Here is a 23,450-nt window from a genome sequence, read left to right on the forward strand (position 1 = left end):
ACCTTCCAGTTTGACAATGCACCACACCTCCCTAAAGTCCCTGGCGGTCTAGTCGTTTAAAGAGAGTCTTAATGACGCAATATCTACAGGATCCAGCACTCTGGGCCCTGATCGCTGGCACGCCTCTCGCCGCCACCGCCATTATTCGCGGGCGAAAGGCGCAAGCGACTCTGCGCCAGGAGAAGGCGGAGCTCGAGAAACGCACGACCGACCTCGAGAACAACTACGCCGAGGCGGTGCAGGAGGCTCATAACCGGGCCGAGGAAGCCACCAAGAGCGCGCTGAAGTCCGCCATGCGTACGCTCCAGGGTCTCGCCAACGAGCAGCAGCTGGCCATCTCCAAGACCCAGGAAAAATACGGCGAGCACCAGCTCCTCCAGGACCTCCTGGAGATCGACCACATGAACTCGCAGTTCGGACGCCGTGCGCAGTCCATCGCGGTTCTCTGTGACGGCTGGCTGGGCCGTCAGCGGGCCGTCGCCTCGGTGTACGACGTGGTGCGCAGCGCCAAGGGCCGCATCCGTCACTACACCCGGGTGGAAATCCGCTCGCAGAGCAACTTCGCCCTGGTCAGCCGGGTCGTGGAACCGGTCGCACTGGCGCTGGCCGAGCTGCTGGACAACGCGACCAGTTACTCCGCGCCCGACTCGCCCATCGACATCACCATCCGCACCGTGCCCAAGGGCGTCTGCGTCATCATCGACGACGCCGGCGTCGGCATGAACGAGGAGGAGAAGAACCGGGCGGACAAGCTGCTCTCGGCCACGCACGCCACCGGTGTGACAGGACTCGGCAATCCGCCGCAGTTCGGTTTCGCGGTGATCGGTGTACTGGCCGCGCGCTACGGCTTCACGGTGTCCGTCGATTCGGCCTCTCCCTACGGTGGTGTACGCGCGGTCGTACTTCTTCCCGAGGACCTTCTGACCAATATGCCCGAGCCGGCAGAGCAGCCAACGACTTACATTCCCGCCGCGGCCGAGCAGCCGCAGGTGAGCGGCCCCATGGGCGCCTCCACTGTGAGCGGCTCCACCGCCGGGGGCCTGCCCAAGCGTCGCCGCAAGGGCTCGATTTCCATCGTTCCCACGGCGGATTCCACCAGTGCCCCGGCCCGGACGAGCGAGCAAACCGCTTCTATCATGGGCGCCTTCCAGCGCGGCACTCAGTCCGGACGCTCAGCAGCAAACCCGAACAGGGAAGGGCATGATCCTCAGTGAACAACGACCTGTCATGGATGCTTGAGAGCGCCCTGGAAGTGCCAGGGGCTCGTCATGCGATCCTGGTTTCCGCCGACGGTCTGCTGATGGCCCGTTCTCAACAGGTCGCGAAGGACGAGGCCGACACCGTGGCCGCGGCGATGAGCGGCATCCAGTCGCTGAGCCGCACCATGGCCGGCTTCTGCGGTGGCCCCAATATGACGTGGCGCCAGACCCTGGTCGAGTTCGACGGTGGCTGGGTCTTCCTCATCTCCGCCGGTGAGGGCGCGTACCTGGCGGTCTCCTCCGCCCCGGATGTCGACATGGCCGACATCACCTTCCGGATGCAGCAGCTTGTCGGGCAGCTCGGCAAGGCGCTGACCACACCGCCTCGCGAAAACACCGGTATTCAGGCATGACAGCACCAGGCGAGCAAGAGCCCGAGTCCGCTGGATTAGTGCGACCGTACGTCATTACCAACGGTCGAGGGCTTCCGGAGAATGACCAGTTCAACCTGATCACACTGGTCACCACGTCCGAACAGAGACAACCCAGTCATCTCGACCCGGAGAAGCGCAGGCTCCTTGAGCTGTGCTCGGGTGGTTATCTCTCGGTTGCCGAGATCGCGGGTCATATGGGGCTTCCGATCGGCATCGTGAAGGTGCTGCTGTCCGACCTCTCGGCGGACGGCTACCTCGTCACCCGCGCGCCCGCGCCGCCCGCACAGCTTGTCGATGTTTCGCTCCTTCAGGAGGTGCTGGATGGGCTCCAGGCCCGTTTCGGATGACGACGTCTATCTCAACGAAGCGGTGCAGATCGCGGCCAAGATCCTGGTCGTGGGGCATTTCGCGGTGGGAAAGACGACGTTCATCGGCACCATGTCGGAGATTCCGCCGCTGCGCACCGAGGAGCGGATGACGCAGGCCGGTGCCCATGTCGACGACCTCATGGGCACCCGGGGCAAGACCACCACCACGGTGGCCATGGACTTCGGCCGTCTCACGCTGAGCGACAGACTCGTCCTGTACCTCTTCGGCACACCCGGACAGGAGCGCTTCGTCCAGGTGTGGGAGGACATGACCCGAGGCGCCCTCGGGGCACTGATCCTCGTCGATCCCGAACGGCTCAAGGAATCCTTCCCGGTGATCGACCTGGTGGAGCACTACGGGCTTCCCTACGCGATTTCCGTCAACCACTTCGACGGTACGCCGGTCCGCCCCGACGAGGAATTGCGCGAGGCGCTCGATCTGCTGCCCGATACTCCCATCGTCACCTGTGACGCACGTGACGAGAAGTCGTCGGCCAACGCCTTGATGACGCTTGTCCGTTACCTACAGGAACGTACCCGCTAGGAGCACGTCATGACCCAATCGGACTTCCCGGCCCCGCCACCGGGTTGCCCAGCCCACCGCGGCGGTGAGCGGGTGCCGCTGCACGGGCCCGAGTTCGCGGCCGATCCGTACGCGTTCTACGCGCATCTGCGATCGTACGGGCCGATCGCGCCGGTCGAGCTGTCCCCCGGCGTGAACGCCATGCTCGTCACGGACTACTCGGCGGCCCTCCAGGTGCTCCAGAACCCGGACTCCTTCGCGAAGGATGCCCGTCGTTGGCGGGATTTCAACGAGGGCAAAGTGCCGCAGAGCAGTCCGGTTGTGCCCATGCTGGGATATCGCCCGAACTGTCTGTTCACCGACGGTGCGGAGCATATGCGACTGCGCCAGGCGGTGACGGAGAGTCTGGCCGGGGTGGACCCGCACTGGCTGAGCCGCCATGTGGAGCAGGTCGCCTCCTATCTCATCGCCCAATTCAGCGCCCGCGGCACCGTGGATCTGCTGAACGACTACGCCAAGATGCTGCCGCTGCTGGTCTTCAACGAGCTTCTGGGCTGTCCGCCGGAAATCGGTGACCGACTGGTCTTCGGCACCTCCGGGATTTTCGACGGCGGGGTCGACGCGGAAAAGGCCAACGAGGAGCTGACACAGGGCCTCATCGAACTCGTCGCGCTCAAGCGGCGCCAGCCGGGCGACGACGTCACCACCCGGCTGATGCAGCACAGCGCCAAACTGAGCGACGAGGAGATGGTTCATCAGCTCGTCATGCTCATCTCGGCGGGTACGGAACCGCAGCGGAACCTCATCGCCAACGGGCTCTACCTACTGCTGTCCGACGAGCGGTATTCGGGCGGTGGGCTGCTGGTCGAGGACGCCATCGACGACGCCCTGTGGAACCAGGCGCCGATGGCCAACTATGCCCCGCACTATCCGGTGCAGGACATGGAATTCGGCAACGCGCACCTCGACGCCGGCGATTTGGTTCTCATCAGCTTCGCGGCGGCAAATACCGATCCGAAACTCTCCTCGTCCCGCCAGGTCCTGAGCAAGCGGGCCCATCTCGCGTGGAGCGCGGGACCGCACGCCTGCCCGGCCAAGGACTCCGGTCAGCTCATCGCGGTGACGGCCATCGAGAAGCTGCTCAACCAGCTCCCCGACATCGAGCTGGCGGTGCCGGTGGACAGCCTGACCTGGCGTCCGGGCCCGTTCCACCGAGCGCTTGCCGCGCTGCCCGCCCGTTTTGCCCCGGTGCAGCCCCGGCGGACCGCCGCGGCCCCGCCCGGACCGCGGCAGACTCCTCCGGTCACCCCGCAGAGCCGATCCCACGGAAAGCCGGAGAAGAGCGGCTGGTGGAGCTCCTTCCTGTCATGGTGGAGGGTGTGACGTTGTCCACAATTCGAACTTATTTCAGTATGAATGAACGTTCAAGCGCAGGGGTAGAACCAACCGCGGATTCGTGTGATCCATACATCACTCTCGGTAATTCACGCGAAATAAGATAAAGCGGTCCGGGGTGTTGTGGACTTGAAGGAGTCATTGTGGGATTTGTCGCTGCCGACACCACTGTCGACCGACGTTCCGTGGTTTCACTCATGTCCCGTCTGCGCTCATCGCGAGGACAATCGAACCCCTACTCCATCTATGCGAAACTCAGGGCGATGGGAGATGTCGTACCCGCGCCCTGGGGCGGTTATCTACTTCTCTCACATGAGCTCTGCGACCATGTGCTGCGCAGTAGGAAATGGGCCACCTTCGACGCCGAATGGCGGGCGCGACAAGGTGGCGGAACCCGCTGGGACGCGCCCGCCTCAATCATGCTCAGCCAATCTCTTCAGGGACTGAATCCGCCGGTGCACACCATGCAGCGGCGGACCCTGGGGAATGTATTCGATAATGCCACCCTTGACGCTCTGCGGGGGCCGGTCACACGTATCGCCGAGACACTGCTGGACCGACTGGCGGAGCAGCTGCGCACCGCCAAGGAAGTAGATTTCGCTACCACGGTCGGCGAGGAAATGCCAGCGGCGACAATCAGCCACTGGCTGCGTCTCCCGGAATCCGATCACGACCTCCTCAAGGCACTGACCCACGGTCAGGGCCTCGCCCAGGAACTCCTGCCCTCCAAAAGCCAGCTCGCCCAGGCGAACGAGGCCGCCGAGGGCCTGCGCACGTACTTCACCCCGCTCATCTCGGAGCGCCGCCGGACCCCCGGGGACGATGTCCTGTCCGGCTGGATCCGCGTCTGGGACGAGATCGAGCCGGACCGCGCCGTCGCCGATGAGATCCTCTTCCACCTGGTGATGTTCATCGTCATCGCCTCGTTGGAGACCACCTCGACCCTGCTCTCCAACATGGTGTGGGTGCTCGATCAGCACCCCGGGGTCCTGTCCTGGCTGCGGTCCCACCCGGAGCAGGTGCCGCGGGCCGTCGAGGAAGTGCTCCGCTACGACCCGCCGATACATCTGACCACCCGCGTCGCCACCGAGGACACCGTTCTCGGCGGCTTTCACATATCGAGGGACGAGGTGGTGCACGTGATGCTCGCGGCCGCCAACCACGACCCGGCCCACCACCCCGCCCCCGAAACGTTCGACATCCAGCGCACCGAAAGTCATCTCGCTTTCGGCGGTGGAATCCATTACTGCATCGGAGCGGCCCTGGCCCGTTTGGAGGCCACGGTTCTGCTGACGTCCCTCATCAGGCGTTTTCCCACCCTTCGGGTCAGCGTTCCGCCGGTATGGGAGCCGCGGGTCGCCTTCCGGCGGCTCACCGCGCTGTATGTGACCGAGCGCTGAAAGGCGCCGAGGGAGAGAACGAACATGGCGAGGGACTTCAAAACTCTGCACGTTTCCGGCGACGGACCGGAACTGCACGTGGAACTCAACAGTCCGGAAACCGGCAACGCCATCAGCGAGGAAATCCTCGACGATCTCCTTGCGGTGCTGGAGGAAGTACACGATCGGCCGGACATCCGCGTGGTCGTGCTCTCCGGTGCCGGGCCCGATTTCTGCCTGGGCGGAGACCGCGGGGAATTCACCGGACAGCTCGCCGAGGACCCCACCGGATCGGGTCTGCGGACCATAGGCGGCAAGGCACACAGAGTACTCGACGCGCTCGCCACCACCACCGCCGTCACCATCGCCCGGCTGCACGGACAGGTCATGGGTGCGGGTCTGGCCCTCGCCCTCTTCTGCGATCTGCGCATCGGCGCGTCCGACAGCCGTTTCCGACTGCCCGAACTCGCCCTGGGCCTGCCTGCCGCCTGGGGCGGTTCGCTGCCGCGGCTGCTGCACGAGGCGGGCGCCGCCCGGATCCGGGAACTGATTCTGACCGGGAACAGCTTCGACGCCGTCCGTGCCGAGCAGCTTTCCATCCTCCACCGGGTCGTTCCCGAGGCCGGGCTGGACGACGCGATCGCAGAGTGGTCCCGACCCGTGATACGGCGCTCCGCCACCGCCCTCCGCGCCACCAAGGCGCTGCTGAACTCCTACTCGGCCGCCTCCCGGCTCGGCGACACGACCCTGCTGGACGCCGAGTTGCTGACGGCCGTGGTCGCGGCCGGTCGTCGGCAGTAAGGTTCCCCCGCTGATCATGCCCCGCGCTCAGCCGTTACCGAACGAGCCGCTGCTGCCCTCGGTCCAGGTCGGCCGGCCCTCGCTGCCGCCCTTGCCCGAGTCCCTGGTCCCGGAGCCGCCCAGCTGGTACGGGAGCCGACGGCCGGCGTCCCGGTCCAGCTCATCCGGCTCGCGGTTCTGGGTGACGTAGCCCACCCGGTCCTCCTCGTCCTGGTGCCCCGGGCCATGGCCCGCCGCCCGCGCCTCGTGATCGGCCTCCTGGGCCTTCTGCCAGGCACCGGCGCGGCGCTGCGGTCGCTGCGGCGGGACCGGTTCGCGGGCCCGTAGCCGTATCCCCCACCACACGGCCCCGAAGCACAGGATGACGACCACCAGGCCGACGACGAACGGACCCGTCCCGACCAGCAGGTCCCGGGTCACGGCGAGATCCTCGGTGTACGTATCCATGACGGCCGGGTACCCGGACCCGCCCGGATATCACTCCGGCCCCGCGCACGTCACATCACGCCCCGCGCCTCACTCCGGCGCGGAGCCCTCCGCCGCCCGTATCGCGTCCCGGTAGGTGCGGGCCGCCGCGCGCAGCGCCGCCTCCGGGTCCACGCCGTCCGCCTCGGCGCGCACCGCGAGCGCCAGCAGCTCGTAGCCGATGCCCGCGCCACCCGGCAGGACCACGTCGAGCCCGGCCGTCCGGGCGCGGGAGGCGAGCTTGGCGGTCAGCGCGAGCGCGGGCTGACCGAGCGGCACCCCTTCGGTGACCGAGGCGCGCTGCTTCTCGACCGCCTTGGTACGCAGCCAGTGCCGCTTGACGTCCTCGGGGGTCTCCGCGGACTCGTCGCCGAAAATGTGCGGATGGCGGTGGATCAGCTTGTCCACGATGCCGCCCGCCACATCGTCGATCGAGAACGGGTGCTCGGGGTCGTCCTGGGCGATCCGGGCGTGGAAGACGACCTGGAGCAGCACATCGCCGAGCTCTTCGAGCAGCGCCTCACGGTCGCCCTCCTCGATGGCCTCGACGAGTTCGTACGCCTCCTCGATGCCGTACTTGACCAGCTCCTCGTTGGTCCGGGTGCCGCTCCACGGGCACTCGGCCCGGATCCGGTCCATGACCTGCACCAGATCGAGCAGCCGCGCGCCCGGCAGATCGTAGGAACCGGGCAGCAGCTCCAGGTCCGGCATCGCCTCCCGGCCCGAGCCGGCCAGCCGCGCCAGTCCGTCGGTCAGCTCGGACTCGCCCTCGGCGGAGGTGATCACCACGGCCGTACGGCCGCCCTCGGCCAGGCAGTAGTCGACCAGTTCGCGGGCGGCCGGGGAGCCCGGCGCCACCTCGACGCCCGCCTCCCGCAGATACGGCAGCTGCGGATGGTCCGGATCGCCGGACAGCACCCGGTCGGCGCCGCGCAGCGCCTGCCAGGCGGCCCAGGACAGCAGCCCCGGTGCCACCCGGTGGCTGGTGGTGAGGAGGACGATGCGCCCGGTGGGGGCGGCGTCGGCGGCGGGGACGGACGAGTCGGCTGCGGTCACCCTTGCAACGTAACCTACGCCTGCTCCGGGGTGTCGCCGGAGGTGCGCAGCCAGGCCTCCTTGGCGAGGACGGCGGTGCCCTGGGTGTTGTCCCACTTTCCGTAGCGGGGGTTCACGCGGATGTCGAGGGCCTTGGAGGTGCGGGTGAACACCTCGTTGACCTTGGCGGTGCCGAGCTTGCGCAGCAGGGCGTTGCGCGTGAGGTCCATCCGGACGGCCTCGTCGATCTGGCCGGGGGCGATGCCCTGCTGGAGGTACAGGGCGCGCAGGGCGGCGGCCCCGCCGCTCTGCGCCTCGGCGGCGGCGCGGGCGCGCTGCACCTCACGGCGGGTGGGGTTGATCCCGTGGTCCTCGCCGGCCCGCTCGATCACCCGGAACTGGATCATCCGGATCAGTGTGTCCTGGCTCAGCCGGCCGCTGCCCGCGATCGTCTGAGCCGCCCTCGGGTCGTTCCGCTGCGCCTCCCGGACGTCCTTGACCTGCGCCTGGAGCTGGGACACGGTGATCCGGCCGCCGTCCAGGACGGCCGCGGCGCCCGGCCGCGGGGCGTCGCCGCACGCGGTGAGCACGGGGGCGGAGAGGAGGAGGGCGGACGCGGCGGAGACGGTGAGCGCAGTACGGCGGCGGATCATTGAGCCTCCCGGCAGAGATCGTGCGGCGCGACAAACGATCTGGCGTTGATCGATGGTATGGAGTCGGCGCGGCCTAGGCCACTGCTTGGACAACGATTCACCGCGGTCTTGGTCAGCCGCCGCCCGGATCGGCCCTCGGCCCATCTCAGCCGCGCACCTGGCCCAGCCACTCCAGCGTCCGCCGGACCTCCTCGGGGAAGGGGTGGTGCGGTCCGTGCAGCCGCTCCGCGTCATGCAGGAGGCGGACGAGGGTGTCATGGGCGGCCGGGCGGTCGCCCAGGGACAGCAGCAGATGGCCGATGCGGCGGCGGACGTCCAGGGGCTGGGCGGGGTCGGCGGCGGCGTACTGCTCGAAGTAGGGCAGCAGACCGCGGTATTCATGGAGCGCCGCGGCCGATTCGCCCAGCTGCTCCAGGCACTGGGCGGCCTCGTAGCGGAACTGCAGCGACTGGCGCGGGGCCTGCGGTCCCGCCTCGGCGGCGTACTCCTCGGCCAGCCGGCGCAGTTCGGGCAAGGCGCGGCGGTACTGCCCGTCGTCCATCAGCGTCGCGGCGTACTGCCTGCGCAACGACCGTACGACGGCGGAGCGCTCGCCGTGCTCGGCGGCGGCCGCCGGGAGGACGGCCCCGAGGATGTCCACGGCCTGGGTGATCCGGCCCTGGTCGAGCAGGCGCTTGACCTCCTCCACGGCCGCGGCGAGATCCGGCCGCCCGGCCGCGTCCGCGGGACGCGGCGGCGGGACGGGAACGGCGGAGGCGAACCCGGGGCGCTCCGGGCGGTCCGGCCAGGGCGCGTGCGGGCGCGTGAAGGGGCGCGTGGGGTCCATCGGCCCGGTGGCCGGGCCGGTGCCGTGGTCCGGCCGGGGCAGCAGCGGTGCCAGCGCCCGGTAGACCTCCTGGGCATCGGCGGGCCGGGCCTGCGGGTCCTTGGCGAGCAGCCGCAGCACCACCGCCTCCAGCGCCTCTGGCACCTCGGGGCGGATCCGCCGCACCGGGACCGGGGGCTCGTAGAGATGGCGGTGGAGGACGCCGAGGGCGGTGGAACCGGCGAAGGGCACGCTGCCGACGAGGAGTTCATGCAGCAGCACGCCCAGCGCGTACAGATCGGTGTACGGACCGACGGTGCCGCCCATGGCCTGTTCGGGCGCCATATAGGCGGGGCTGCCGATGGGCGACCCGGTGTGGGTGAGACGGGTGGTGTCGGCGTCCAGGACGGCGGCGACGCCGAGGTCGAGGACGGTCACCGCGCCATCGGGGCGGACCATCACGTTCCGCGGTTTGAGGTCGCGGTGGACGATCGGCACCGCGTGCACGGCGGAGAGCACCGCGCACAGCTGGGCGGCGACGCAGACCGCCCAGGGCCACGGGTAGGGGTCGTGCTCGGCGAGGTGGTCGGCGAGATCGGCGCCCTCGACATGGCTCATGACGAGGTAGAGGTCCTCATCGTCACTGCCCGCGTCGTGCACGGTGACCAGACCGCGGTGGTCGACCTGCGCGGTGACGCGGCACTCCCGGACGAAGCGGCGGCGCAACTCGTCCACGGCGTCCGCCCCGCCGCCGTCGGAACCGGGGCCCGCCATCCGGTCGGCGCGCAGCAGCTTGACGGCGACCCGGCGGTCCAGTCTGCGGTCGTACGCGGTCCACACCTGGCCCATACCGCCCTGGCCGAGGAGGGTGGCCAGCTCATAGCGGTCGGCGATGACGCGTCCGTTCACCGGCCCTGCTCCTTGCGGAGGTAGTCGCTCAGCTCATCGAGTTCGGCCCGGACGCGGTCGATGCGCTGGGGCCGGGGTGGCTGTTGCGGCTGTTGCGGCTGAGAGTACGCCGGGGGCTGGGGCTGCCGCGGGACGAAGCCGTACGGCGGCGGTGCGGGCGCGTGACCGGGCGCCGGGAAGGGGGGCGGAGGCGGCCCGGCGACGGGCCCCCGGGCCATGCGGTGGTGCCGGATGTCAGCGATCAGATAGTGCGCGCTGACCCCGGCGGCCAGGCAGAACAGCACTGCCAGACAGATGTACCCGAGCGTGCCCGGCTCGTCGTCCGGCCCGGTGCCGAGCTGCACCAGGGCCGCCATGACCAGCGCGCAGCTGACCCAGAACAGCACCCAGTCGAGCGGCCGACGGCGCAGAATGGCGATCCGCAGCATCGCGGTCCAGGACAGGATGCCCAGGCTCAGCACGGTCACGGTCACCAGGACCACCCGCAGGAGGACCACCAGCGCGGTGGTGGCGGGGCGGGGCTGCGGCGGCGCGGGGAGATGGCCGTGCATTACTGCTCCTGGAAGGGCCTGATGCCAAGGCATACGAGGGAGTGCTGACGCTGAGAGGCGATACGGGATGCTGACGCCTTTTGAGCGTATACATGGACACGGCGGACCGAGCCCGGGTTGTACCGATCTCTGACGCGATTGGTCGTGGAATCGTGATCAATGGGGCTCGACGGTGCCGTCCGCGAGCCCGTCGTACAGTCCCCGCACCAGCTGCTCGCCCAGCCGGGCCGCGTGCCGCAGGGACTCCTCGAAGGAGGCCAGGGTGCGGTAGCGCTCCCCGTAGCGCCGCTGGTCGGCGAGGGGCAGCCGGGGCAGCCGCAGCCGCCGGACGTCGAGCCGGGTGGCGGTGGAGGCGTAGCTGCTGGCCTGCCGCTGGTTGGCGCTGCCCCGCAGATATCCGGCCAGGAACCAGGGGTCGAGCGCATCGGGGTCGGGCCGCAGCAGGCTCAGATTGCGCCCCAGCGCGGCCCCGGCGGTGGACTCGTCCACGACCCGGGCGACGGTGCCGCCGCCGATCAGCGGGACGACCACATCGCCGGGCTCGGTCAGCACGGGCTCCTCCCCCTCGGCCCCCTCTCCGGCGGGGCCGCTGGGGCCGGTCGCGGCCAGTACGTCCTGTTCGGTGAGGACGGGGAAGGAGCCGCCCGCCGCCGTCGTACCGCTCTTGAGCACGAGGGCGCCCGCGCGGGCGAGTTCGCCGACCGTGGTCATCGGCCGGCGGTCGGCGGCGGTCTGCTCGGCGCGGGGCCGGACGGGCGCGGCGGGGGTGAGCTCGGCGGTGCGGGTCAGGGTGGCGGTGAGCCGGTCCCGTACGGCGGCGAGTTCGGCGATCCCGCCGCCCGTGGCGGGCGGCGGGAGATGACGGGCCGGGGCCAGGTCCACGTCGTCGTCGAGGAGTTCGATGACCGGCAGGACGCGGCACACTCCGGGCCGTTCGGGGGCGGCGCCCTCGCGGTCGAAGGCGTGCCAGGCGTCCAGGACGGTGGTCCGCACGGTCTGCCAGGGCAGTTTGCCGCGGCCGGACGAGGGGGCGGCGGCACCTTGCGCGGCGGGACCCAGCGTGGCGGCGCCGGGCGCGGTGGGGCCCTCGGCCGGGGCCGCGACCGCCGCCGCGGCGTCGACGAGCAGGACGTGCGGGGCCGGGGGCTGTCCGGCCCCGGGGCGCCGCAGCACCCACAGGTGCAGCGGGATACCGTACGGCGGCGCCGCCCCGGCAGGCAGCGCCACGACGGCCCGCAGCGCGCCGCGCCGCAGCAGATCGGCGCGGATACGGCGGCCGGAGCGGCGGGAGGCGGCGGCGGGCGGCATCAGCAGAACGGCGGTGCCGCCGTCCCGCAGGTGGGCCAGGGCGTGCTGGACCCAGGCCAGCTCGGACTCGGTCCGGGCGGGGAAGCCGTACTCCCAGCGCGGGTCGTAGGCGAGTTCGTCATGGCCCCAGTTGCGCTCGTTGAACGGCGGATGGCAGACGACGGCGTCGACGGCCGTCCCCGGGAAGGCGTCGGCCCGCAGACTGTCTCCCCCGGCCACCCGCGCACGGGCGTCGGTGCCCAGCGCGAGCCGCAGCGCGGTGAGCGCGGCGAGGTCGGGGTCCCGCTCCTGTGCGTACACGCTCGCCGCCGCCCCCGCGGCCCCCAGCAGCCCCCCGGTCCCGGAAGCGGGATCGAGCACGGAACCGGCGGTACCCGCACCGGCAGCCGGCGCGTCCGGCGCACCGCGCCCCCCGGACGCCCCCTTCCCGCCAGGGGCCACGGCCGCCCCTTGCCCCGGAGTGAGGCCCGCCAGTGCGGCCATCAGGGCGGCGGGACCCGGCGGGGTGAGGGTGTACTGCCGGGGGTTGGCGTCCAGATGGCGGCCCAGCAGGAATTCGTACGCCTCGCGCGGGCCGAGTTCCGCGGCGAGCTCCGCCGCTCCGCGCAGCAGCGGCACCGTGGGACCGAGCCCGGCCGGGTCCGGGAGGCACACCGGGTGGGTCTCGCCGAGCCGTGCGGTCAGGGCCGGGGCGAGGGCGACGGGCAGCATTTCGGCCAGCTGCTCATCGGCACCCTCGCTCAGCCGCTGCCAGACCGCGGGCCGGTCCCTGACCAGCAGGAGGACGGCTCCGACCTGGCACAGCGCGGCCGCGCCGCCCGCTGGATGCCCGGTGAGCAGCTGCCAGACGCGTTCGCGCAGCGGGACCTCGGCGAGCTTGCCCTGGGCGCGCAGCCAGCGCTCGATGTCGCCGAGCGCGAAGGTCGGGCTGGTCTCGGTGCCGCCCACGGGCTTGGGGAAGTCGGCGTGGCGGCGGCGCCAGTTGCTGACGGCGGCGCGGCCCACCCCGGCGAGCCGGGCGATGCCCGCGGCGGTCACCTCTGCTGCGTTGTCCGGCACCTGGCTGACTCCGTCCCGTGGTGCTGCTGTGGCGGCCCAGCATACCGACCGATCAACACATGCAGACCGATTCACAGCGTGAATCCCATCTCCAATATTTTCCTTGTTGACTCGGTTCACAGGCTCTGCTCTTATTGGTCCATCGCACGAGGCTCACCACCGACCGCCCAGCACCCGAAAGGTGTCGATCCGTCATGTCTCAGCAGCGGAAGCAGAAGAACTGGTTCGCCCGGCACAAGGTGCTCACCGGCGCCGGTGCGCTCATCACCGTCATCGCCCTGGGCAGTGCCGTGTCGGGCGCCGGAAGCGGCGACGACAAGGGCAACGGTCCGGACACGGCCGCCTCGTCCGCCGACGGCGGCTCCGGCAAGCACGGGAAGGAGGCCAAGGAGGCGGAGCCGAAGAAGACCAAGGCCGCCTTCAGCGGCGACGGCACGCTCCAAGTCGGCACCGACGTCAGACCGGGCACCTATAGAACCACCGGCAACAGCGGCGGCATGTGCTACTGGGAGCGGGCCAAGGACTCCTCCGGGGAGCCCGACGCCATCCTCGCCAACGACAACGTCACCGGCAGCAGCTATGTGACGATCAAGGCCAGCGACAAGATCTTCACGTCGCAGGGGTGCGAGGACTGGGAGGCCGTCCCCGCGACCGCCTCCGGAACCCCGAAGACCGAGATGGCCGGCGACGGCATGTACCGGATCGGCGCGGACATCGCCCCCGGCACCTACAAGTCCACCGGCAACGGCTCCGACAGCGGCTGCTACTGGGAGCGGAACAAGGACGCCCTGCACGGCATCGAATCGATCATCGCCAACGACAACGTCTCGGGGAACGCCATCGTGACCATCGGCGCCCAGGACGGCTATTTCAAGACCAACGGCTGCGAGAACTGGAAGAAGACGGGCTGATGCGCTCCATCACGATCCTGGCGGCACTGTGCGCCGCCACCGCCCTCACCGCATGCGGGACCGACCAGCACAAGGACGCCTCGGACAAGGGGCCCACCACGGCCGAGGAGACCAAGGCCGCCGAGGGCATCGCCGCCCTGACCGGCCCGCAGATCATCAACAGGGCCATCAAGACCACCAAGTCGGCGACCTCCCTGACCATCGACATGGACGGCATCGTCGACGGCGACCCCATGAAGTACCACATGTCCTCGGACAACAAGGGCGAGTGCACCGGCAGCATGACCATCGGCGACGGCACCGTCCGCGTGATCAAGACCGGTCACACGGCCTATATGAAGTACGACGCGGCCTTCTGGCGTGCGCAGGGCGGTGCGGACGGCGAGGCCGCGGCCAAGATGATCGGCGACCGCTGGACCAAGGCCGACGCCTCGGGCGCGGACGCCAAGGACTTCACCGCCATGTGTGACTCCGACCAGCTGCTCGCCGGGTTCTCGGCCGCCGACAACATCGCGCGCAAGGGCAGGGCCGCCACCGTGGACGGCCGGTCCGCGATCACGGTCACCGAGTCGGACGGCGAGGAGACCTACACCGCCTATGTCGCCACGGAGGGCAAGCCGTACCTCCTCAAGCTGGTGACCAAGGGCGGCAAGGAGCCGGGCACGCTGCGGTTCGACGACTTCGACCGGCCCGTCGAAGCGAAGGCCCCCACCGGGGACATCGTCGACCTCGACACCCTCGGCGACTGACCGGAGTCTGGCCGGTCCTCCCGCGCGCTACGGCCGCCGGCTAGCGCCCGCCCGAGCGCGCGGGCAGCTTCGTCGTGGGGCAGCCGCGCAGCACCCGCCGCATCGCGTCCCTCTCGGCCGAGGTCACCCACAGCCCGTACGCCTTCTTCACCGCCACCTGATGCGCCACATAGTCACAGCGGTACGCCGTGTTGGGCGGCAGCCAGGTCGCCGCGTCGCCGTCTCCCTTACGGCGGTTGGCGGAGGCGTCCACGGCGATCAGGTTGAGCGGATCGTTGGCGAACGCCACGCGCTTGTCCCGGTCCCACTTCTGGGCGCCCTTCTGCCAGGCGTCCGACAGCGCGACCACATGGTCGATGTCCACCTTGCTGCGGCCCCGCACGAACCGCACGGCGCGGCCGGTGTACGGGTCGTCGGTGAGCGTGCCCGAGGCGACCAGGCAGTGGCCGTCGCGGAACTTCACGTCCGTCAGATCCCGCTTGAGGATGTCCTCGCGGGTCCCGCAGCCGTTGTCGTCGGTGTCCACCCAGGAGCTGCCGAACTCGTCGCGCTCATAACCGGTCTTCGGCGCACGCCCCTTGACTGTGAGAGAGGACACAGCCGACAGGGCCGATCCGGACACCGTGGCCCCGCCACCGCCCACGCCGGAGCCGCCGCCTTTGTCCCCCTCCTGGTCACCGGCCTCGCAGCCGCCGACCGCCAGCAGCGCGGCCAGCAACACCACGGAACCCCGCGCCGGTATGCGAACCCGTCCCCGCAACCTTCCCGCCCCCTTCGCGTATCTTTTCGCACAGACCGCCCACACGATAAGGACCCTGGATGGACACGGCCGCAACCGCTCCGCCCGGCACCGGCGCCGAGGGGGCGACCGCCGTCACCACGGGACGTACCCGGCCGCTCACCCGGGCGGCCGCGCTGCGGCACCCGCGGGCCGACCCGTACTGGCTGGCCCTCGCCCTCTTCGCCGCCTTCACGGCGCTGTCGGTCTGCCGCTACCGCCGCATGGCCACCATGTCCTGGGACCTGGGCATCTTCGAACAGGCGATACGGGCGTACGCGCACTTCCAGGCCCCCATAGCGGATCTCAAGGGCCCCGGCGCCAACATCCTCGGCGACCACTTCAGCCCCATCACGGCGCTGCTCGGACCCGTCTACCGGCTCTTCCCCGGCCCCGTCACCCTGCTGGTCGCGCAGGCGGCGCTGTTCGCCGTCTCCGCCGTCCCCGTCACCCGCGTCGCCGCCCGGCTGCTGGGGCGCGGCCGGGGGCTCGCGATCGGCATCGCCTACGGGGTGTCCTGGGGCATCCAGCGCGCCGTGGACTTCGACTTCCACGAGATCTGCTTCGCCGTCCCGCTCATCGCCTTCTCCTTGGAGGCGGTGATCCGCCGGCGCTGGTACGCGGCGATGCTGTGGGCCGTCCCGCTGGCCTTCGTCAAGGAGGACATGGGCGCCACGGTGGCCGCGATCGGCGCCGTCATCTGGCTCCGCGCCCGGCGCGACGGCGAGCGCGGGCCCCGTGTCGCCCCGCTCGCCGTCGCGCTGATGGGCTTCGGCGTCCTGGTCTCGGCGCTCGCGCTCGGCGTGGTCATCCCCGGCTTCAACGGCGCCGGTTCGTACGACTACTGGGACAAGGTCGGCAGCGGCGGCCCGCAGACCGGCACGATCCCGTTCGGCACCGCGCTGCGCACCCTGCTGTGGATCCTGCTGCCGACCACCGGTCTGCTGGCGCTGCGCTCCCCGCTGCTGCTGGCCGCCGTGCCCACCCTCGGCTGGCGCTTCGTCTCCCACGACGACCACTACTGGGGCACGGACTGGCACTACAGCGCGGTGCTGATGCCGATCGTCCTGCTGGCCCTGGTGGACGCCCTGGACCGCAGCCGGGACTCCGCCCGGCCCTGGCTCGCCTCCTACGCCCGCCAGCTGCCCGCCGCGGTGTGCGGCGCGGCCCTGGCGCTGTCGTCCGCCATGCCCCTGTACGAGCTCACCAGGAGCGCCACCTACGAGAAACCGGCGCAGGTCGGAGCGGTGGAGCGGCTGCTGGACCGGATTCCGGACGGGGCGACGGTGGAGGCCAACGTCGGGCCGATAAGCCGGCTCACCAGCCGCTGCCGGGTGCTGTGGGTCGGCGCCACCCAGGGCATACAGCCGGACTACATAGCCCTTCAGGAGCCGCCCGAGCGCACCGCGCGGCAGGTGGTGGAGTACGCCGGACAGCTCCACCCGGGCACGCGGTACACGGCCATCGGCTCCACGTCCGGCTATTTCGTCCTCAAGCGGGGCTGAGCCGGGCTCCGGGCCACCGGACCGGCCGCGCGCCGGCCACCGCGTGCGGTCCTCAGCGCATCGGCTTGGGGGCGATGAGGGCGAAGGACGCGCCCTGCGGATCCCGCACCACGGACATCCGGCCCGCCACCATGTCGTACGGCGGGCGCAGCACCGTGCCGCCCGCCGCGGACAGCTTGGCCGCGGACCGGTCGACGTCCCCGACGGCGAAGTAGACCAGCCAGTGCGGGGGCACCTCCGGCGGCATCCCCGCGCGCAGCGGCTGGAGCCCGCCGACCGTGCGGCCGTTGACGGACAGCGCGAAGTAGTCCTCGGCGCCCTCCATCGGGACCGACTCCAGGCCCAGCGCCTCGGCGTAGAACGCCGAGGCGGCCTCCCGGTCGGTGGTGTTGAGCTCGTTCCAGACCAGCGTGGAGACCTCGTTGACCAGGCCCGCGCCGGGGAAGGCGAGCGGCTGCCAGACGCCGAAGACGGTCCCCAGCGGGTCGGTCGCCACCAGCATCCGCCCGAGGTCCATCACGTCCATGACCGGCAGCAGCACGGTGCCGCCGGCCCGGCTGACGGCCTCGGAGGTGGCCTGGGCGTCGGCGGAGCAGAAGTAGGTGGTCCAGACGGTCGGCGGCGGGGCCTCCTCGCCCACCGACTCCGCGGACATGACCCCCGCGACCGGCTTGCCCTTCAGGGTGCACATCACATAGCCGCCGGTCACCGGCGGTCCGGCCGCCTCCTCCCAGCCGAACAGCCCGGAGTAGAAGTCCAGGGCGGCCCGCTGGTCGGGGACCATCAGATCGATCCAGCAGGGTGTTCCGGGCTGATAGGACGTGACTTCGGGCATCGGGCCGCCTCCGTATCGCCACTACCGGCCGCGCGGCAGCCGGATGGGATGCCCCCACGGCCCATTCTCCTCCGGCCCGGCGCGCACGCCACTCGGCGGGGACGGTTCACCGGGTGCGGCCCGCGGCCTTTCAGGGAGGCGTGCGCCCGCCCTCCCGCGCCACGCCGCTCGGGCCGGCCGAACGCGCCGGGCGGCGGCCGGCCTTCGGGGCCGACCGCCGCCCGGCGGTGGTGAGAAGAGGGTGCGTCAGGCGCCGACAGCGCTTCCGGCCACCCACTGGTCCCAGTCCATGTTCCATCCGTTGAGGCCGTTGTCCGGCTGGATGGTCTTGTCCTTGGAGTTCTTCACGACGACGACGTCGCCGATCTGGGAGTTGTTGTAGAACCAGGCGCCGTCCGTGTTGGGGTCGTTGGCCCCCTTGGTGTCCGACAGGCCCACACAGCCGTGGCTGGTGTTGACGTTGCCGAAGATGGACTTGGCGCCCCAGTAGTTGCCGTGGATGAAGGTGCCCGAGGTGGACAGCCGCATCGCGTGCGGGACGTCCTTGATGTCGTACTCGCCCTTGCCGTCGTCGTCCGTGAAGCCGACCGTCGCACCGTTCATCCGGGTCTCCTTGAACTTCTCGGAGATCACCATCTGACCGTTGTAGGTCGTGTTCTCAGGGCTGCCGGCCGAGATGTTGATGGTCTTGAGCAGCTTGCCGTCGCGGACCACCTTCATCGTCTTGGCCTCGGCGTCGACCGTGGAGACCTGAGAGTGACCGATCTTGAAGGTGACGGTCTTCTCCTGGACGCCCTTGACGCCGGACGACGCCTCGACGCCGTCCAGGTCCAGCTTCAGGGAGACGGTCGAGTTGGGCTTCCAGTACTCCTGCGGGCGCAGGTCGAGCCGGTTGGCGCCGAACCAGTGCCCGACCACCTGCTGGCCGCTGCTGGAGGTGACCTTGATGTGCGACTCGACGTCCTTCTTGTTCGTCACCGCCTTGTCGAACCGGATGGACACCGGCATGCCCACGCCGACCGTGGAGCCGTCCTCCGGCGTGAAGTTGCCGATGAAGCTGTTGGCGGGCGAGACGGTGGTGAAGGACGAGTTCTCGGTCGCCTTACGGCCCTGGGAGTCCTCGGCGGATGCCGTGATCTTGTACTGAGTGGCCCGCTCCAGCTGGCCGTCCGGCTTCCAGGACGTCTTGTCGGCCGATATGGTCCCGGCCACGGTGTTGCCGGTCGCCGCGGACGTCATCGTGACGGAGGTGAGCTTGCCGTCGCTGACCGTGACCTTGGTGTCACTGTTGATGCCCGCGTTCGTCGCACCGGCCTTCGGCGTGATCTTGATGTGGGCGTCCGACGCGTCCTTGGCAGCCGCCTCGTCGACCTGCGACTGCGACTTGTTCCCGTCGTTCTTGGCGTCGTCGCCGCCGTCGTCGTTCCCGCCGCACGCGGCGAGCGTGAGTACGCCGCTGAGCACGGCGGCCGCGGCCACCAGTGCCTTACGGCGTTTGCCGTCCGTCATCACACGCTTCTCCATTTGACCTGGATCTTGATCCGGACCCCAGAAACCCCGAACCTGCCTGACAAGAACGCCTGTACCTTTTGGCCGGTTCCACGCACGGCGAAACTGTGCGCAAGGCCACTCAGCAAAGACACCGGACAAGCCTAAGACCCGCCGACACCCGAATCCGCACGGCTCGGTTGCCCCGGTCGTCCGGATCACTCGTCCTCATCAAGGTCGTCCAGGTCCTCGAAGGCCCCGGACCACTCGGTGGCGCGAGGATCGTAGTCGACGTGCTCGGTACTCCAGGACGCCTGGGCGAGTTCGACCCCCGGCACGTCCTCCACCAGCTCAAACGGATCGACCAGATAGGCCAGCGCCTCCGCCTCGTCCGACTCCACCATCAGGCGTGCGTGACCCCGCTCCTCCTCGGCCATGGAGGCGTCACCGTCGATGCGCTCGTCCGCCGCGCGCCGCAGCCGGTCCTGTTCGGTGATTTCCACCACGAGGTCCACACGAAGCCGGACAAACCGTGATGTCTCGGTACTCGTCATGCGACGGAGGTTAGGGGGCCGAGCGGTCTCGCTTCCGCACGACCCGCAGTTGTCACTACGATCGGGCGCACGGGGCCAATTTGCCGCAGCCTCAAGGAGGATGCCGTTGTCCGCACGCCGACCGCTGCTGACCGCCGCCGCTGCCGGTTCGCTGCTGTGCGCCCTGTGGTTCGTCCCGTCCGCCAACGCCACGCCGGAGGACCCGGGATCGTCGTCGGCGGCCGCACAGACCGCGCCCTCGTCCGGCTCCGGGACCGGGACCGAGGCCGTGCCCGACGGGAACCTGGCCGACACCGGAAGCGTGGACGTCACCCCGTACCTCTTCGGCGGCACCGCCTTCCTGGGCCTGGGCGTCGCGATGGTGACCGCCTCCCTGCGGCGCACCCGCCCCGAGGCGTACTAGGACCTCAACGGGGCGCCCGGGGAGGCGTCGTTGGCCCCGGCCGCTCAGACCAGGTGACCCGTCACCGACTCCACGGCCTCGATCAGCTTTCCGGATCGTACGAACGCGTCCGCCGCCGCCAGGTCCGGCGCCAGATAGCGGTCCTCGCCCGGCCCGCCGACCCCCGCCCGGCGCGCCGCCGCCAGCACCGCCCGGCTCGCGGGTGCGGGCTCCAGCCCGGTGCGCAGCTCGATGGCCCGGGTGGCGGCGACCAGTTCGACGGCCAGCACGCGGGTCAGGTTGTCCACCGCGGTGCGCAGCTTGCGCGCCGCCGACCAGCCCATCGAGACATGGTCCTCCTGCATCGCGGAGGACGGGATGGAGTCGACCGAGGCGGGCACCGCCAGCCGCTTCATCTCACTCACCAGGGCCGCCTGGGTGTACTGGGCGATCATCAGCCCCGAGTCCACGCCCGGGTCACCCGCCAGGAAGGGCGGCAGGCCGTGGGAGCGGTTCTTGTCCAGCAGCCGGTCGGTGCGGCGCTCGGCGATCGAGGCGAGGTCGGCCGCCGCGACGGCCAGGAAGTCCAGGACGTACGCCACGGGCGCGCCATGGAAGTTGCCGTTGGACTCCACCCGACCGTCCGGCAGCACCACCGGGTTGTCCACGGCGGCGGCCAGTTCGCGGTCGGCGACCAGCCGGGCGTGGGCGAGGGTGTCCCGGCCGGCGCCCGCGACCTGTGGGGCGCACCGGACCGAGTACGCGTCCTGGACGCGCGGCGCCTCGTCCTGGTGGTGCCCGGTGAGCCCCGAACCCTCCAGCACCCGCAGCATGTTGGCGGCGCTGGCGGCCTGTCCCGGATGGGGGCGGATGGCGTGCAGCTCGGGCGCGAGCACCCGGTCGGTACCCAGCAGCGCCTCCAGCGACAGGGCCGCGGTCACATCGGCGACGGTGAACAGCCGGGCGAGATCGGCACAGGCCATGATCAGCATGCCGAGCATCCCGTCGGTGCCGTTGAGCAGCGCCAGCCCCTCCTTCTCGCGCAGCTCCACCGGCTCGATGCCGTGCTCGGCCAGCAGCTCGGCGGCCGGCCGCACCACCCCGTCGGGCCCCTCGGCCTCGCCCTCGCCCATCAGGGCCAGCGCACAGTGGGACAGCGGCGCCAGGTCCCCGGAGCAGCCCAGTGAGCCGTACTCGTGGACCACGGGGGTGATCTGCGCGTTGAGCAGCGCGGCCATCGTCTCCACCACCACGGGCCGGACGCCGGTGCGGCCGGACGCGAGCGTCTTCAGCCGCAGGAACATCAGCGCCCGCACCACCTCGCGCTCGACCCGCGCGCCCATGCCGGCGGCGTGCGAGCGGACGATGTTGCGCTGTAGCTGGGCGCGCAGCTCAGGACTGATGTGGCGCACGGCCAACGCGCCGAAACCGGTGGAGACGCCGTAGACGGGCTCGGGCTTGGCCGCGAGGTCGTCGATCACCTGCCGCGCCGCCGCGACGGCCGCCAGCGCCGCCGAGGAGACCTCGACCCGCGCGGCGCCGCGCGCCACGGCGATGACATCGTCGGCGGTCGTCCCGGACGTTCCCACCACCACAGAGTGCATATCCATATTCAGGAACACTAGATTCTGAATCCGCACCTGTCACCCGGCCGCCGGGAAGCGCCACGGCGACCCGTCGCGGAGAAGCGGCCACCACGGCCGGTCACCGGCGGCGACCACCACGGCTCGCCACCCGCAGGCAGCGGCCCGTCACAGGGAAGCGGCCGCCGCAGCCCGTCACCGACGGCAGCCACCACAGCCCGCCACCCAGCAGACAGCGGCCCTCCACGAGGAAACGACCACCACGGCCGGTCCCGCGGAAGCGGCCACGGGCGGCGACCACCACAGCCCGCCACCCACAGACGGCGACCTACCACACGGATGCGGCCACCACAGCCCATCACAGGGAAGCGGTCGCGGCGACCGGCCGCCCGCAGGCGGCCACCGGTCACCGGGAGACGGCCACGACGACCAGCCACAAGGAGGCGCCACAGCGACCGGCCACGGACGGCGACCACCGCGGCCCGCCACCCGCCGACGGCCGCCGGTCATGGGGAGGCGGCCACGACGGCCGGCCGCCGGCAGGCGGTCGCGGCGAGCGGTCACCGACAGGCGGCGGCCCGTCACCGGCGGCCGCGGAAGCGGCGGCGCTCCGGGGGGTGGGCGGGGGAGGTGTCGGCCAGCCGGATCACCGGGTCCTCGGGGCCGCCGTCCCGGCCCGCCACGACCGGCTTGGGGGAGCGGGCGGCCTTGGCGCGGTACTGGGCCGCGTCCGCCAGCCGGAAGAGGCGGCGGGCCGACGACACGGGGCCGATCGGATCGCCGGTGGAGGCGATCCCGCAGGCGACGCCCTCGCCCAGCTCCAGCTCGGCGGCCCGGCGGCACAGCTCGTCGGCCACCCGGACCACCTCGTCCGCCGGGGGGCCGACCCCCAGCAGACAGAACTCGTCGCCGCCCAGCCGGGCCACCAGCGCCCCGGGCAGCATCGCGCCGCACAGCGAGAGCAAGGAGCCGAATCGTTCCAGCAGACGATCGCCGACCGCGTGTCCGAGGGTGTCGTTGACCCGCTTGAGGCCATTGAGGTCGCAGACCACCAGGCTCACCACCGTGCCGTCCGCGTGGTACGCCTCCAGCGCCTCGTCCAGCCGTATGTCCACCGCGCGGCGGTTGCCGAGGCCGGTCAGCGGATCGGTGAAGGCGAGCCGGCGGGCCTCCTCCAGCCGTTCGGTCTGGGCCAGCCCGGCGGCGGTCACCGAGGCCAGCACGGTGGCGAAATCGGCTTCGTCGCGGTCGAAGACGGGGCTCCCGGTCGCCCGCGCCACATACAGCTCGCCCCACGCCCGCCCGTGCAGCACGATCGGGGCCACCACGCAGCTGCCGCGGCCCCGCCGCCGGAGGGCGGCCGCCCTCCCCCAGCCACCGGCGGGGGGCACCCCCTGACGGCCGCGGTGGGGGGCCGGGCCGGTGTGCCCGCCCTCGGCGGTCTCGACCCAGGCGTGCGGCTCCCCGCCCGCGGCCCAGCGCTCGTGCAGGAACTCGGCGATCTCCGGGAAGTCGTGCACCGGATACGACTCGTCCCGCGGCTGCGGCTCCTCGCCCGCCGTCAGCTCGCCCACGTTGACCAGGACCCGCAGCCGCCCCCGCTCGCGCTCCCACAGCGAGATCGCCGCGAAACTGCCGTCGAGGGCGCGGCGGGCGGCCTCGGCCGCCGCGCCCACCGCCTCCTGCGGGGTGTGCGCGGCCGCCATCTCCTGGGCGAGCCCCACGACGGCCCGCAATCGCCCGTCGACCCCGCCGGGCCGTCCGCCGATGTCCCCGTTGTC

23 protein-coding genes are annotated in these 23,450 nt (G+C 70.9%); 11 read left to right on the top strand and 12 right to left on the bottom strand.

What is annotated here, in order from left to right; genetic code table 11:
* The first annotated feature begins 71 nt into the window (after positions 1-71).
* The 7 genes from N6H00_RS16795 to N6H00_RS16825 all read left to right on the top strand — a co-directional run bounded on the left by N6H00_RS16795 (position 72) and on the right by N6H00_RS16825 (position 6,099).
* Positions 72-1,214, top strand: coding sequence for a sensor histidine kinase (locus tag N6H00_RS16795; RefSeq protein ID WP_268972537.1), 1,143 nt, complete (start codon positions 72-74; stop codon positions 1,212-1,214).
* A complete protein-coding gene (locus tag N6H00_RS16800; protein WP_268972538.1) occupies positions 1,211-1,612 on the top strand; it encodes a roadblock/LC7 domain-containing protein in 402 nt (133 codons plus the stop codon). Before N6H00_RS16795 ends, N6H00_RS16800 begins: the two co-directional genes overlap by 4 nt.
* Positions 1,609-1,980, top strand: coding sequence for a DUF742 domain-containing protein (locus N6H00_RS16805; protein WP_268972539.1), 372 nt, complete (start codon positions 1,609-1,611; stop codon positions 1,978-1,980). Before N6H00_RS16800 ends, N6H00_RS16805 begins: the two co-directional genes overlap by 4 nt.
* Complete coding sequence (locus N6H00_RS16810) at positions 1,955-2,545, top strand: GTP-binding protein (RefSeq protein ID WP_268972540.1); 591 nt, start codon at positions 1,955-1,957, stop codon at positions 2,543-2,545. The genes N6H00_RS16805 and N6H00_RS16810 overlap by 26 nt, the downstream gene beginning before the upstream one ends.
* A 9-nt stretch (positions 2,546-2,554) precedes the next feature.
* Positions 2,555-3,907 (top strand): cytochrome P450, encoded by a 1,353-nt coding sequence (locus N6H00_RS16815; protein ID WP_268972541.1) that lies wholly within the window; start codon positions 2,555-2,557, stop codon positions 3,905-3,907.
* A 275-nt stretch (positions 3,908-4,182) separates the two neighbouring features.
* Positions 4,183-5,319 carry a cytochrome P450 gene (locus N6H00_RS16820; protein WP_329618536.1) on the top strand — a complete coding sequence of 379 codons (1,137 nt, stop codon included), beginning with the start codon at positions 4,183-4,185 and terminating at the stop codon, positions 5,317-5,319.
* Positions 5,320-5,343: 24 nt separating this feature from the next.
* Complete coding sequence (locus N6H00_RS16825; RefSeq protein ID WP_268972542.1) at positions 5,344-6,099, top strand: enoyl-CoA hydratase/isomerase family protein; 756 nt, start codon at positions 5,344-5,346, stop codon at positions 6,097-6,099.
* Positions 6,100-6,126: 27 nt separating this feature from the next.
* Here N6H00_RS16825 and N6H00_RS16830 read toward each other — a convergent pair whose 3' ends face one another.
* From N6H00_RS16830 to N6H00_RS16855, 6 genes are all read right to left on the bottom strand, one after another.
* Entirely contained in the window at positions 6,127-6,546 is a 420-nt protein-coding gene (locus tag N6H00_RS16830; RefSeq protein WP_268972543.1) for a DUF6479 family protein, read from the bottom strand.
* A gap of 69 nt (positions 6,547-6,615) precedes the next feature.
* Complete coding sequence (locus N6H00_RS16835) at positions 6,616-7,620, bottom strand: nucleoside triphosphate pyrophosphohydrolase (RefSeq protein WP_268972544.1); 1,005 nt, start codon at positions 7,618-7,620, stop codon at positions 6,616-6,618.
* 14 nt (positions 7,621-7,634) lie between these two features.
* Positions 7,635-8,252 carry a SurA N-terminal domain-containing protein gene (locus N6H00_RS16840; protein ID WP_268972546.1) on the bottom strand — a complete coding sequence of 206 codons (618 nt, stop codon included), beginning with the start codon at positions 8,250-8,252 and terminating at the stop codon, positions 7,635-7,637.
* Between the two features lie 145 nt (positions 8,253-8,397).
* Entirely contained in the window at positions 8,398-9,966 is a 1,569-nt protein-coding gene (locus N6H00_RS16845; RefSeq protein ID WP_268972547.1) for a serine/threonine-protein kinase, read from the bottom strand.
* On the bottom strand, positions 9,963-10,517 hold the full coding sequence (locus N6H00_RS16850) for a hypothetical protein (protein ID WP_268972548.1): 555 nt from the start codon (positions 10,515-10,517) through the stop codon (positions 9,963-9,965). Before N6H00_RS16850 ends, N6H00_RS16845 begins: the two co-directional genes overlap by 4 nt.
* Positions 10,518-10,673: 156 nt before the next feature.
* Positions 10,674-12,884: an N-6 DNA methylase gene (locus tag N6H00_RS16855; protein ID WP_268972549.1), complete on the bottom strand. Its 2,211-nt coding sequence runs from the start codon at positions 12,882-12,884 to the stop codon at positions 10,674-10,676.
* A 194-nt stretch (positions 12,885-13,078) separates the two neighbouring features.
* Here N6H00_RS16855 and N6H00_RS16860 point away from each other — a divergent pair, with 194 nt between their 5' ends.
* Positions 13,079-13,795, top strand: a complete 717-nt coding sequence (locus N6H00_RS16860; protein WP_268972550.1) for a hypothetical protein — start codon at positions 13,079-13,081, stop codon at positions 13,793-13,795.
* Positions 13,795-14,544 carry a hypothetical protein gene (locus tag N6H00_RS16865; protein ID WP_268972552.1) on the top strand — a complete coding sequence of 250 codons (750 nt, stop codon included), beginning with the start codon at positions 13,795-13,797 and terminating at the stop codon, positions 14,542-14,544. The genes N6H00_RS16860 and N6H00_RS16865 overlap by 1 nt, the downstream gene beginning before the upstream one ends.
* A gap of 40 nt (positions 14,545-14,584) precedes the next feature.
* On the opposite strand, the gene N6H00_RS16870 is transcribed toward N6H00_RS16865, so the two are convergent.
* Positions 14,585-15,262 (bottom strand): HNH endonuclease family protein, encoded by a 678-nt coding sequence (locus N6H00_RS16870; RefSeq protein WP_268976999.1) that lies wholly within the window; start codon positions 15,260-15,262, stop codon positions 14,585-14,587.
* Between the two features lie 101 nt (positions 15,263-15,363).
* Here N6H00_RS16870 and N6H00_RS16875 point away from each other — a divergent pair, with 101 nt between their 5' ends.
* Complete coding sequence (locus N6H00_RS16875; RefSeq protein WP_268972553.1) at positions 15,364-16,827, top strand: DUF2079 domain-containing protein; 1,464 nt, start codon at positions 15,364-15,366, stop codon at positions 16,825-16,827.
* Between the two features lie 52 nt (positions 16,828-16,879).
* On the opposite strand, the gene N6H00_RS16880 is transcribed toward N6H00_RS16875, so the two are convergent.
* The 3 genes from N6H00_RS16880 to N6H00_RS16890 all read right to left on the bottom strand — a co-directional run bounded on the left by N6H00_RS16880 (position 16,880) and on the right by N6H00_RS16890 (position 19,704).
* Positions 16,880-17,662: a VOC family protein gene (locus tag N6H00_RS16880; RefSeq protein ID WP_268972555.1), complete on the bottom strand. Its 783-nt coding sequence runs from the start codon at positions 17,660-17,662 to the stop codon at positions 16,880-16,882.
* A gap of 246 nt (positions 17,663-17,908) precedes the next feature.
* Positions 17,909-19,171 (bottom strand): L,D-transpeptidase, encoded by a 1,263-nt coding sequence (locus tag N6H00_RS16885; RefSeq protein ID WP_268972558.1) that lies wholly within the window; start codon positions 19,169-19,171, stop codon positions 17,909-17,911.
* A 197-nt stretch (positions 19,172-19,368) separates the two neighbouring features.
* Entirely contained in the window at positions 19,369-19,704 is a 336-nt protein-coding gene (locus N6H00_RS16890; protein ID WP_268972559.1) for a hypothetical protein, read from the bottom strand.
* Between the two features lie 100 nt (positions 19,705-19,804).
* Between N6H00_RS16890 and N6H00_RS16895 the strand changes: the two genes are divergently transcribed.
* Positions 19,805-20,107 carry a hypothetical protein gene (locus N6H00_RS16895; protein WP_268972560.1) on the top strand — a complete coding sequence of 101 codons (303 nt, stop codon included), beginning with the start codon at positions 19,805-19,807 and terminating at the stop codon, positions 20,105-20,107.
* Positions 20,108-20,151: 44 nt separating this feature from the next.
* Here N6H00_RS16895 and hutH read toward each other — a convergent pair whose 3' ends face one another.
* Entirely contained in the window at positions 20,152-21,696 is a 1,545-nt protein-coding gene (hutH, locus tag N6H00_RS16900) for a histidine ammonia-lyase (protein ID WP_268972561.1), read from the bottom strand.
* 554 nt (positions 21,697-22,250) lie between these two features.
* Positions 22,251-23,375 (bottom strand): GGDEF domain-containing protein, encoded by a 1,125-nt coding sequence (locus tag N6H00_RS16905; RefSeq protein ID WP_268977000.1) that lies wholly within the window; start codon positions 23,373-23,375, stop codon positions 22,251-22,253.
* Between the last annotated feature and the right edge of the window lie 75 nt (positions 23,376-23,450).

This window comes from Streptomyces sp. S465, from assembly GCF_026898115.1.
Taxonomy (GTDB): domain Bacteria; phylum Actinomycetota; class Actinomycetes; order Streptomycetales; family Streptomycetaceae; genus Streptomyces; species Streptomyces luomodiensis.